Origin of the sequence: Pseudomonas sp. ACN8 (assembly GCF_002303925.1) — a bacterium.
GTDB lineage: Bacteria > Pseudomonadota > Gammaproteobacteria > Pseudomonadales > Pseudomonadaceae > Aquipseudomonas.
This window is the reverse complement of the sequence record NZ_MRCS01000009.1, coordinates 137,362-149,380: the sequence shown is the minus strand read 5'-3', so window position 1 is coordinate 149,380 and position 12,019 is coordinate 137,362. Positions and strand designations below refer to the sequence as shown.

10 protein-coding genes are annotated in these 12,019 nt (G+C 59.6%); 6 read left to right on the top strand and 4 right to left on the bottom strand.

What is annotated here, in order from left to right; translation table 11 throughout:
* Positions 1–205: 205 nt before the first annotated feature.
* Entirely contained in the window at positions 206–1,090 is an 885-nt protein-coding gene (locus tag BSF44_RS07420) for a LysR family transcriptional regulator (RefSeq protein ID WP_095942944.1), read from the top strand.
* Between the two features lie 113 nt (positions 1,091–1,203).
* On the opposite strand, the gene BSF44_RS07415 is transcribed toward BSF44_RS07420, so the two are convergent.
* On the bottom strand, positions 1,204–1,656 hold the full coding sequence (locus tag BSF44_RS07415; RefSeq protein ID WP_095942943.1) for a cupin domain-containing protein: 453 nt from the start codon (positions 1,654–1,656) through the stop codon (positions 1,204–1,206).
* 417 nt (positions 1,657–2,073) lie between these two features.
* On the opposite strand from BSF44_RS07415, the gene BSF44_RS07410 reads away from it, so the two are divergent.
* Positions 2,074–2,511 carry a glycine zipper domain-containing protein gene (locus tag BSF44_RS07410; RefSeq protein WP_095942942.1) on the top strand — a complete coding sequence of 146 codons (438 nt, stop codon included), beginning with the start codon at positions 2,074–2,076 and terminating at the stop codon, positions 2,509–2,511.
* 145 nt (positions 2,512–2,656) lie between these two features.
* On the opposite strand, the gene katG is transcribed toward BSF44_RS07410, so the two are convergent.
* The 3 genes from katG to BSF44_RS07390 all read right to left on the bottom strand — a co-directional run bounded on the left by katG (position 2,657) and on the right by BSF44_RS07390 (position 7,484).
* Positions 2,657–4,912 carry a catalase/peroxidase HPI gene (gene katG / locus BSF44_RS07400; protein WP_095942941.1) on the bottom strand — a complete coding sequence of 752 codons (2,256 nt, stop codon included), beginning with the start codon at positions 4,910–4,912 and terminating at the stop codon, positions 2,657–2,659.
* Positions 4,913–5,226: 314 nt separating this feature from the next.
* Positions 5,227–5,424 (bottom strand): YbdD/YjiX family protein, encoded by a 198-nt coding sequence (locus BSF44_RS07395; RefSeq protein ID WP_007976534.1) that lies wholly within the window; start codon positions 5,422–5,424, stop codon positions 5,227–5,229.
* Positions 5,425–5,426: 2 nt separating this feature from the next.
* On the bottom strand, positions 5,427–7,484 hold the full coding sequence (locus tag BSF44_RS07390) for a carbon starvation CstA family protein (RefSeq protein WP_095942940.1): 2,058 nt from the start codon (positions 7,482–7,484) through the stop codon (positions 5,427–5,429).
* Positions 7,485–7,820: 336 nt separating this feature from the next.
* Between BSF44_RS07390 and BSF44_RS07385 the strand changes: the two genes are divergently transcribed.
* From BSF44_RS07385 to BSF44_RS07370, 4 genes are all read left to right on the top strand, one after another.
* A complete protein-coding gene (locus BSF44_RS07385) occupies positions 7,821–9,191 on the top strand; it encodes a cache domain-containing protein (RefSeq protein ID WP_095942939.1) in 1,371 nt (456 codons plus the stop codon).
* Between the two features lie 8 nt (positions 9,192–9,199).
* Positions 9,200–9,832, top strand: coding sequence for a response regulator transcription factor (locus tag BSF44_RS07380; protein WP_057396633.1), 633 nt, complete (start codon positions 9,200–9,202; stop codon positions 9,830–9,832).
* A 227-nt stretch (positions 9,833–10,059) separates the two neighbouring features.
* Positions 10,060–10,383, top strand: a complete 324-nt coding sequence (locus BSF44_RS07375) for a hypothetical protein (protein WP_095942938.1) — start codon at positions 10,060–10,062, stop codon at positions 10,381–10,383.
* 122 nt (positions 10,384–10,505) lie between these two features.
* Complete coding sequence (locus BSF44_RS07370) at positions 10,506–11,924, top strand: IS1182 family transposase (RefSeq protein WP_172435315.1); 1,419 nt, start codon at positions 10,506–10,508, stop codon at positions 11,922–11,924.
* Positions 11,925–12,019 lie beyond the last annotated feature (95 nt).

The window sequence follows — 12,019 nt, the reverse complement described above, 5'->3', positions numbered from 1 at the left end:
TCCGCAAACAGGTTGTCCGAAGCCTAAGCCCGGCCATAACATGGCGGAAGACGCAGCATTTGCACTTTATACGTGCACACAACGCCATCTACCCACAAACCAGTGTGGGAGCGGGCTTGCTCGCGAAGGCGGCGCATCAGTCGACACTGGTATCGCCTGACACACTGCTTTCGCGAGCAAGCCCGCTCCCACAAGGATTCACTCCATGCCCGACCTGAATCTGTTGACCACCCTGAACGTGTTGCTCGAAGAAGGCAGCGTGGCCCGCGCGGCAAAGCGTTTGCGCCTGAGCCCCTCAGCCATGAGCCGGGCGCTGGCGCGGTTGCGCGAAGCCACGGGCGATCCGCTGCTGGTGCGGGCCGGGCGCGGACTGGTTCCCACGCCCCGGGCCCTGGAGTTGCGTGAACGGGTCGGCGCGCTCGTGCAGGACGCCGAGGCCGTCCTGCGCCCCACCGAGACACTCGACCTCGATCAACTGGTGCGCACCTTCACCCTGCGCACCAGCGATGGCTTCGTCGAAAATTTCGGACCGTCACTGATCGACCGCATCCACCTGGAGGCACCCGGTGTGCGCCTGAATTTCGTGCAGAAGCTGAACAAGGACAGCACCCTGCTGCGCGAAGGCGCGGTGGATCTGGAAACCGGCGTGATCGGCGAATCCACCAGCCCGGAAGTGCGCACCCGGATGCTGTTTCGCGACCGGTTCATTGGCGTCGTGCGCAAGGGGCATCCACTGGCTCGCGGCGAGATGACACCCGCGCGTTATGCCGCCGCCCGGCACATTCTGGTCTCGCGCCGAGGCCAGGATAAAGGCGTCATGGACGACGCCTTGAATGAGCTGGGAATGAAGCGGGACATCGCCACCATTGTCGCCGGTTTCTCTTCGGCGATCGCATTGGCCCGGGCTTCAGACCTGGTCGCCAGCGTACCGCAGCGGCACGTCGGCAACCTGTGCCAGGGGATGCACTGCTTTGCCCTGCCGTTCCCCACGCCGGCCATCACGGTTTCGATGCTGTGGCACCCGCGCATGGACGCCGATCCGGCGCATCGCTGGTTGCGCGGTTGCGTGTGGGAGGTTTGCAGTCAGTAACGCCACCGAAAAACGTAGGAGCGAGCTCGCTCGCGATGGTCGTTAACGATAACGCGTGTTTATTGATTAAACGCAGCGCTCTCAAGACCATCGCGAGCGAGCTCGCTCCTACATTACTGCTTCATGATCAGCAGCGGCTCGCCTTTCTTGACAATGTAGGTCGCCAGTTCCGAGGCCTTGCCCTGGCCCACGTTCTTCGCCACATGGGCCACGCCTTCGGGGATGTACAACGAATCACCGGCCTTGAGCGTTACCGGTGCCCGCCCTTCCAGCTGATACTCAAAGGTGCCGCTGATCACGTGCGCCACTTCTACGCCCGGGTGAGCATGTTTAGGCGACGTCACGCCCTGATCGAAGTCCACGAGCACCTGCAGGACTTCGCGGTTGGCGGCGCCCAGGTCTTCGCGTACCAGGTCGGTGCGATGCAGGCCCTGCTGCCAGCTTTTCATCGCCGGGGCCGGTTGTGTTTCCTGGGCTTGAGCGAGGCTCGCAACAGTCGCGAGCCCTGCGGCGGCCAGGACCAGACCAAGCTTGCCGAGGGTGTGACGGGTGTGGGTACGCAACATTGTCTTTCCTCCAGTTGAACCACGCCAGGCCGCGCCGAAAGTGGCGCGATGCCGGTGGTTCCATTTGAAGGCTGCCGTGTATCGCCCGGGTGTCGGGAAACGGCGGTTTTGTATGCCCCGGTAACGGCGGGCGTTGCGGATACCTGCGGATACAAACCCGTATCGGCGGGTACGGCATCGCGGTCAATGGCGAAGATCAAGTGACCGCGACCCGCTCCCACTCAGGTCGCGGCTTTCAGGCCCTCAAAAAACCCTCTTTGGGGTTTGTATGTGCCCACAGGTCATAATTGATCAACTAGCGGCTGTACTCATCACAGATTGGTTGATCCAAATTCATGCACCGTCGAATATCTGTTGACCTGACTGTTTCGTACCAACAAACTTTTCTGTTCTTGTGTATTTCTAAAGGTTTGTCTGATGCGTAAATCATTCACTGTCGTTGCACTAAGCCTCCTTGTATCGCAGTACTCCCTCGCCGGCGAAGCCACCAACACAGCAATCGGTGGCGGTGTCGGTGGCGCCCTTGGAAGCGCGGTCGGTCAGGCTATGGGAGGTAGCACTGGCGCTGCGATCGGAGCCGGCGTAGGTGGCGCAGCTGGGGGCGCAATATCTGCGAAGAGTGGCAACAAGACCGAATCAGCCATTGGCGGGGGGCTCGGTGCAGCGGGTGGCCAGGTAATCGGCAACAGTGTTGGTGGTTCCACCGGTGGCCTGATCGGCGCTGGACTGGGCGGCGCAGCAGGTGGTGCTATCGGCAACAATCTGGCCAAGGACAACGATAATGACAATGACCACTACGACCACAAGCATAAAAATAAGTACAAGAACAAACATAAACACAAGCATGACGACTGATCTCGGTCGCCAAGCAGTTCGGCCACAAAGACTTGGACCCTGATCGCCAAGGTTTATGGCCGCTGGCTGCCCTCCGCTGATGCAGGAGCCGGAGGGCGAGCCGGGGTACTTTTTGCCGGCAATACCAACGTTACGACAACCTCCCCTATTTCAGATCGAAACGATCCAGGTTCATCACTTTTGTCCACGCAGCGACGAAGTCCTTGACGAACTTCTGTTGCGCATCGGCGGTGGCATAGAACTCGGCCAACGCACGCAACTGCGCATTGGAACCAAAGACCAGGTCAACCCGGGTTCCCGTCCACTTCACAGCACCGGTCTTGCGATCACGCCCTTCAAACTCCTGTTGAGCATCCGACACGGGCTTCCACTCCACCCCCATATCGAGCAGGTTGGTGAAGAAGTCGTTGGTCAAGGCTTCCGGCCGTGAGGTGAACACACCGTGTTTGCTCTGGCCGACATTGGTGTTCAACACCCGCAGCCCACCCAGCAATACCGTCATTTCCGGCGCGCTGAGCGTCAGCAGTTGTGCCTTGTCGATCAGCAGTTTTTCGGCCGGAACACGGTACTGTTGCTTCAGGTAATTACGGAAACCGTCGGCAATCGGTTCCAGGAAACCGAAGGATTCGACATCGGTCTGTTCCTGGCTGGCGTCCATGCGCCCCGGACTGAACGGCACCGTCACACTGTGGCCGGCGTTTTTTGCTGCCTGTTCAACGCCCGCATTACCGGCGAGCACGATCAGGTCGGCCAGGGAGATTTTCTTGCCGCCACTGTTGAACTCGTTCTGGATGCTTTCGAGTTTTGCCAGCACGCGGGCCAGTTGCTCTGGCTGGTTGGCCTGCCAGGACTTCTGCGGCTCCAGGCGCAAGCGTCCGCCGTTGGCACCGCCGCGTTTGTCGGAACCACGGAAAGAGGAAGCCGCCGCCCAAGCTGTAGATACAAGCTGCGAGACCGTCAGCCCGGATGCCAGCACCTTGCTTTTCAGGCTCGCCACATCGCTGTCATTGACCAGCGGATGATCGACAGCAGGGATCGGGTCTTGCCACAGCAGCTCCTCGTTCGGCATTTCCGGGCCGAGGTAGCGTGAGAGCGGGCCCATGTCACGGTGAATGAGCTTGTACCAGGCACGGGCGAAGGCATCGGCCAGTTGATCGGGGTTGGCCAGGAAGCGCCGGGCAATCGGCTCGTAGATCGGGTCCAGACGCAGGGCCAGGTCAGAGGTCAACATCGTTGGATCACGGCGTTTGGACGGATCATGGGCATCCGGAATGGTCCCGGCACCCGCGCCGTTCTTCGGCTTCCACTGATGGGCGCCGGCCGGGCTCTTGGTCAGTTCCCAGTCGAAACCGAACAGGTTTTCCAGGTAGTTGTTGCTCCACTTGGTCGGCGTGGTGGTCCAGGTCACTTCCAGGCCGCTGGTGATGGTGTCGGCCCCCTTGCCGGTACCGAACGTGCTTTTCCAGCCCAGGCCTTGCAGCTCCAGGCCAGCGGCTTCAGGTTCTGGCCCGACGTTGTCGGCAGGCCCGGCGCCATGGGTCTTGCCGAAGGCGTGGCCACCGGCGATCAACGCTACGGTTTCCTCATCGTTCATCGCCATGCGGCCGAAGGTTTCGCGGATATCCTTGGCCGATGCGACCGGGTCCGGCTCGCCTTCCGGACCTTCCGGGTTCACGTAGATCAGGCCCATCTGCACCGCGGCGAGCGGGTTTTCCAGATTGCGTCCCTCCTCGGTCCGGCTGTCCTCGTTGCGCCCCGGCTCGGCCACGAGCGGGACGTCGCCAGGTTTCTGTACCGGCTTGTCCTCTTTGCCGTAGCGCGTGTCTCCGGCCAGCCACTTGCTTTCAGAACCCCAGTAGACGTCCTCGTCCGGTTCCCAGGCATCCGGGCGGCCGCCGGAAAAACCAAAGGTCTTGAAGCCCATGGATTCCAGTGCGACGTTGCCGGCGAGGACGATCAGGTCGGCCCAGGAAATTTTGTTGCCGTACTTTTGCTTGACCGGCCAGAGCAGCCGACGGGCCTTGTCGAGGCTGACGTTGTCCGGCCAGCTGTTGAGCGGTGCAAAACGCTGCTGCCCGGAGCCGGCGCCACCCCGGCCGTCACCGGTGCGATAGGTGCCCGCGGCGTGCCAGGACATGCGGATAAAGAGAGGCCCATAGTGACCGAAGTCCGCCGGCCACCAGTCCTGGGAATCGGTCATCAGCGCAGTCAGGTCTTTTTTCAGCGCCTGGAAGTCCAGGCTCTTGAAGGCTTCGGCGTAGTTGAAGTCGCCCCCCAGCGGGTCAGACTTGGGCGAGTGTTGACTCAGGATCTTCAGATTCAGTTGGTTCGGCCACCAGTCGCGGTTCGTCGTGCCACCGCCAGCGGCGTGATTGAACGGGCATTTCGATTCAGTTGACATGGCATCTCCTCTTGATTTTGTTTTCAGCTAACCATCCTTAAGCGTGGATCCGGATCACCGATTGAAGAAATAGCTTTTCGGTATGGGATCCATAGCCTTGAGGCTATGACGGCCCAGTGATCAGTCGCTCCAGACCATCCATTAAAGTACCGCTCGGGGAAACTGTCGCTTCATTTGGGGGAGATAGCTGATAAACAGCTCAAATCAGTCTGGAGGTTGGCAAAGCTTCCATGACCCACGGGGCCTGAAATGTCCACGCCGTTACTGCACGCAATAAAAAACCGGCCTGTTTCAGCCGGTTTTTTTCGTTTCTCTCAACAGCACTTCGGTCCGGCTTTACTGCCGTAACGGGCCTCCTGGCGCTCGCGGAAGAACGCCTCGTAGTCCATCACCGGTTTGTCCGGGTGCTTGGTCTGCATATGCTCGACGTAGTTGTCGTAGTCGGGCATGCCGACCATCAGGCGCGCGGCCTGACCGAGGTATTTACCGAGACGACTCAGGTCATTGAACATGATCAGGCATCCGGCAGCGCCTGGAATGGCGCTTCCTTGTCCGTGCGTTCCTTGGTGCCCCAGGCGGCAATACCGACCTTGAGTGCAAAGAACAGGATGCTGAACACCACGAACAGGAACAGCGCGGTCAGCGTCGCGTTGGTGTAGGCGTTGAAGATCACGTGCTGCATCTGGTCGATGCTCTTGGCCGGGGCCAGCACCTGACCGTTGGCCAGCGCATCGCTGTACTTCTTCGCCAGGGCCAGAAAGCCGATCGCCGGGTTGGCGTCGAACAGCTTGATGAAGCCCGCTGTGGTGGTGCAGATCAGCAGCCACACGGCCGGCAGCAAGGTCACCCATACATAACGCTGGCGCTTCATCTTGATCAGCACCACGGTGCCGAGCATCAGCGCGATACCGGCCAGCATCTGGTTGGAGATACCAAACAGTGGCCACAGGGTGTTGATGCCACCCAACGGATCGATCACGCCCTGGTACAGCAGATAACCCCACATGGCCACGCAACCGGCGGTGGCAATCAGGTTGGCGGTCCAGGATTCGGTGCGTTTCAGCGCCGGAACGAACGAGCCGAGCAAGTCCTGCAGCATGAATCGACCGGCACGGGTACCGGCATCCACAGCGGTCAGGATGAACAGCGCTTCGAACAGGATCGCGAAGTGGTACCAAAACGCCATGGTGTTCTCGCCTGGCAACACGTGGTGCAGAATCTGCGCGATCCCCACCGCCAATGTCGGCGCACCACCGGCACGGGCCAGGATGGTGGTTTCACCGATGTCATGGGCTACGGCTTGCAGCGCTTCCGGGGTAATGGCGAAGCCCCAGCTGCTGACGGTTTGTGCAACGGCCACCGCATCGGCACCGACTACAGCGGCCGGGCTGTTCATGGCGAAGTACACGCCCGGATCGATCACGGAAGCCGCGACCATGGCCATGATCGCCACGAACGATTCCATCAGCATGCCGCCGTAACCGATGTAACGAGCATGCCCCTCGCTGGCAAGCAGCTTCGGCGTAGTGCCGGAGGCGATCAGCGCATGGAAGCCCGACACCGCGCCACAGGCGATGGTGATGAACAGGAACGGGAACAGACCGCCCTTCCATACCGGGCCGGTGCCGTCGATGAATTGAGTCAGGGCCGGCATTTTCAGCTCGGGCATGGTCACCAGGATGCCGATGGCCAGGGCGACGATGGTGCCGATCTTCAGGAAGGTGGAGAGGTAATCGCGGGGTGCCAGGATCAGCCACACCGGCAACACCGCTGCAACAAAACCGTAGCCGATCAGCATCCAGGTGATCTGGAGACCAGTAAAGGTAAAGGCCTTGGCCCACACCGGATCCGCGGCAATCTGCCCGCCAAGCCAGATCGAACCCAGCAGCAACAGCACGCCGATCACCGAAATTTCGCCGATGCGGCCCGGGCGGATGTAGCGCATGTAGATGCCCATGAACATCGCGATCGGGATGGTCGCCATCACCGTGAAAATCCCCCACGGGCTCTCGGCCAGGGCTTTCACCACGATCAGCGCCAGCACCGCAAGGATGATGATCATGATCAGGAAGCAGCCGAACAGCGCGATGGTGCCGGGGATGCGGCCCATTTCTTCACGGACCATGTCGCCCAGGGAGCGGCCGTTGCGGCGGGTGGACATGAACAGGACCATGAAGTCCTGAACCGCACCGGCCAGCACCACACCAGCGATCAGCCAGAGCGTGCCGGGCAGGTAGCCCATCTGCGCCGCCAATACCGGGCCGACCAGAGGGCCTGCACCAGCGATGGCGGCGAAGTGGTGACCGAAGAGTACGTGTTTGTTGGTCGGCACGTAGTCCAGACCATCGTTATTGAGCACAGCCGGTGTGGCCCGATTGGGGTCGAGCTGCATCACTTTATTGGCGATGAACAGGCTGTAGTAGCGGTAGGCAACGAGGTAGATGGCGACGGCTGCGACTACGATCCACAGGGCGTTGATCGCTTCGCCGCGGCGCAGGGCCACAACACTCAGCGCAATCGCTCCCAGGACAGCCACGGCAAACCAGGCGAGGTGTTTAGCCAGACGGGGCATAGCGTGTCTCCTGCCGACAGCCAGTGACTGCGGCGGTAATTTTTATAATTGTGTCCGCAGTGCGGAGCTGGCCCAATATCTGCGCATGGCGTCCACAAATAAATCCGCGTTACTACGTACGTGGCGTCTACGTAGTTCTACGTAGACGATACCGATCTTCTGTGGGTTGACCATTGACTCTGGGGCGATCCACGATCAATTGTGGGAGCGAGCCTGCTCGCGATGGTATTTCAGGCGCCGAGTCGCGTCGGCCGTACCTTTTTCGCGAGCAAGCTCGCTCCTACAATGCGTATCTTTGGCATATGATCCCCACCCCTCGCGCGGGCAGGAGTGAACATGCAGCTCAAACACAAGATCGTCGCCCTCGGCATTTTGCCGCTGGTGCTGGCCATTGCGGTCATTTGCGCCCTGGTGATTTCCCTGAATCGCCAACTGGGTGACCAACAGGCGCAGCTGATCGAAGACAGCATTCTGGCGAGCAAGCGCGCGGAGCTGAAGAACTACGTGGAAATGGCCCAGAGCCTGATCGAGCCTCTGTACGACGACGGCCACGGCGATGCCCATGCCCAGCAACAAGTGCTGGAGGAACTGCGCAAGCTCAGCTTCGGCATCAACGGCTACTTTTTCGTCTACGACCACGAAGGCCGTAGCCTGATGCATGCACGCCAGTCGGAACTGGTGGGCCAATACCTGTGGGACATGAAAGATCCCCACGGCCTGCCGGTGATCCAGGCGCTGCTCAAAAGCGCGCAATCGGGTGAAGGTTTTCAACGCTACGCCTGGAACAAGCCCTCCTCCGGCCAGGTGACCGACAAGCTCGCCTACGTGGTGATGCTCGATCGCTGGGGCTGGATGCTCGGCACCGGCATCTACCTCGAAGACGTCGAACGCGCCACCCAGCAGGCCCGTGCCGAAGTGGCCATGGGCATCCGCAAGACCATGATGGCGATTGCCGTGGTCGCCCTGGTCGCGGTGCTGTTCGTGTTCGCCACGGGCATGACCCTCAACGTCAGCGAACATCGACTGGCGGACAAGAAACTGCAGCGCCTGACCCAGCGCATCGTCAGCCTGCAGGAGGAAGAACGATCCCGGGTGTCCCGCGAGTTGCACGATGGCATCAGCCAGGTGCTGGTCTCGATCAAGTTCCAGTTCGAACTGGCCAGCCATCTGCTGGAACGCGGACAAGCCCACGACAAAGGCTTGAGCACGCTAAAGGACGCCACCGAGCGCCTGGGCGATGCCATCGGTGAAGTCCGCAGCCTCTCCCACGACCTACGCTCATCCTTGCTCGACACCCTCGGCCTGCCGGCAGCCATCGGCCAACTGGCCGCAGAGTTCGAGCAACGCAGCGGGCTGACCGTGACCTATGACGAAAATGAATTCGACTGCCAACTGGTCGACGGCGCGGCTGTATCGCTGTTCCGCATCGTCCAGGAAGGCCTGACCAACATCGAACGCCACGCGCAGGCGAAGAACGTGTCCATTACACTGCGCGGCTGCGACGAATCCGTGCGGCTGACGGTGGTCGATGACGGTATCGGTTTCAACGTCGCCCAGGTCGAACGTCGTCAGGCGGGCATTGGCTTGCGTAACATCCGCGAACGCGTCGAACATTTTGGCGGGCGCTTCGATTTGATCTCGATGCCGGGCAGAAGTGAGCTGGACGTACGGCTGCCGATGAAACCTGGCGCAAAACTACAAGAGTGAAACCTTGCATGAACCTGCCCTCCCCGATCCGCGTCGCCCTGGTCGACGATCACTCCCTGGTCCGCGACGGCATCAAGGCGCTGCTGGCCGTGATGTCGCCCCTGGAAATGGTCGGCGAAGCGGAAAACGGCGCCGAGGCCATCGAAATGGTCGGACGCTGCCAGCCGGACCTGCTGCTGGTCGACATCAGCCTGCCGGACATGAACGGCCTGGAACTGACCCGCGTGCTGCGCAGCCAGTACCCGTCGCTCAAGGTGCTGGTGCTGAGCATGTACGACAATTACGAATACGTCAGTGAATCGGTGCGCTCCGGGGCCAGCGGCTACGTGCTGAAGAACGCCCCGTCACGGGAAATCATCGCCGCCATCGAAGCCATCAGCAGCGGCGGAACCTTCTACAGCGCCGAAATCGCCCAACGCCTGATCGCCGACAGGAACACCGACAACGAACTGACCCCGAGGGAAAGCCAGGTGCTGTCGAAAATGGCGCAAGGCTTGAACAACAAGGAAATGGCCCGGGAACTGGACATCAGCGTGCGCACGGTGGAGACACACCGCTTGAGCATTCGGCGCAAGCTCAACATCGACAAGCCGGCGGCGTTGGTCAAGTACGCCATCGATCATGGACTCATTTCCCGCTAACACTTCGAACCCTGTGGGAGCGAGCCTGCTCGCGAAGAGGCCGGCACATTCAATATCCATCGCGACTGACACACCGCCATCGCGAGCAGGCTCGCTCCCACAAGGATCAGCGAATCAGCCATTGACTGCGTCGATAGTCACCATCAACTCAATGAAGTTCTCTTAAAAAATCCACGGCGTAACATCTGCTCCATACCAACCCATAAGTACCCCCGGAGCACACGATCATGAAACGCCAAACCCTCCTCAGCATCGCTTTCTCGGTTTTCGCAGTTAACGCTTTCGCCGCAAACTCCGTTCAACCCGTGGTCGCTGAAGGCGGCTCGGATCGTCTGATTGAAAGCCGTGTGGCCGAGGGTGGTTCCGATCGCCTGATCGAAAACCGCGTTGCCGAAGGTGGTTCCGACAAGTTGATGCAGAACCGCGTCGCTGAAGGTGGCTCTGACAAACTGCTGGAAAACCGCGTTGCTGAAGGTGGTTCCGACAAGCTGCTGCAGAACCGCGTTGCTGAAGGTGGCTCGGATCGTCTGATCGAGAATCGCACTGCCTGAATAAGTTGCTCCACCACTGCCCTACAAAAAACCGGCCGGATCCAGGCTGTGTGAAAACCTAGCAATCTGCGCGGCACTCAAAGAAAATGCTTCGTATCGAAAGATACGGAGCATTTTTCGTTATGGCCTACATCCAAGGACAGTCCCGCAGCCAGACCAGCCTATTTCCGGTCTCGCTGGAAGAGTTGATCCCCGAGGATCACCTCGTTCGCGTTATCGACCTTTACGTCGCCAAGCTGGATCTGGCGCGACTGGGCTTTGATAAAGCACTTCCTAAAAGTACCGGCCGACCCTCTTACGATCCAGCCGATCAGCTAAAACTCTACCTCTACGGTTATTTCCAGCGGATCCGTTCATCACGGCGCCTCGAAGCCGAGTGCCAGCGCAATATCGAAGTGATGTGGCTGATCAATCGACTCAAGCCCGATTTCAAGACCATCGCCGATTTCCGTAAAGACAACAAACCCGCTTTCATCGCGACGTGCCGGGCCTTCGTCCAGTTTTGCCGCACGGAGGGGCTGATAACCGGCGAGTTGGTGGCCATTGATGGCAGCAAGTTTCAGGCGGTCGCCTCTTCACGGCGTCATACGAATTTGAAGCGGCTCCAACATCAGAAGCTGGAGAAGCGCATCGCCCAATATTTGGCCGAGCTGGACGAGGCAGATAAAACCGAAGCCGGCGAAAAGATTAACCGTAGTGCGATCAGAACGACTTTGACGCAACTTGAAGTCAGGCATTCCAATAACCTGACGTGCCAGGCGCTGATGAAATCGATGGCGCTTGAGCAATTCAATACCCACGAAAGCGATGCGCGAATGCTGCGAACGCACAAAGGGCCTCGGGTCGGGTACAACGTACAGACAGCCGTGGACGCTGAGCACTGCATGATCGTGCACCATGAAGTGACTCAGGACAGCGATGATCGCAAGCAACTTGAACCAATGGCCAAGGCCGCCAAGGAACAACTTTCGCAAGATGAACTGACGGTCACCGCGGATGCGGGCTACTCCAATGGCAAGCAGTTCCAGGCATGTGAGGATGAGAACATCACCGCTTATGTGCCTGTGGCGCGATCACTCAATTCCTGCGGCAAGGAACAGGCATTTTTCGATCGAACAGCATTTGCCTACGATGCGTCGCAAGATCGATATCAATGCCCTGCCGGAAAATGGCTGATCTTTAAACAGATCAGCAACAAAGGCCGGATCTACCAGTCGGCGCTCAGCGACTGTGCAAGCTGCCCGTTAAAAGCGCAATGCACCGAAGCCCAGCGCCGATACATCTCACGCCATCTGCACGAAAAGGCATTCGAGCGAATGGAGCAGCGAAGGCAGGCGCATCCCGAAATGATGGTCAACCGCAGATTCATCGTCGAACATCCCTTCGGCAACCTTAAACAGTGGTTATTTGGTAACGCTCGCTTCTTGCTGCGACAGCTTGAAGGCGCGAGAGCTGAAATGGCCTTTGCAGTGAACGCCTACAACCTGAAAAGAGCGATTAACGTGTTAGGCGTGCGCCAGATGATGGCGTTGATGGGCTGAAAGGCCTTTTTTCGTCTGCTGTGACCACAAAAGCAAACGCCCCGAACAAGTCGGGGCGTTTGTTGGAACCGTCATCAGCGTGTTTTCACACAGCC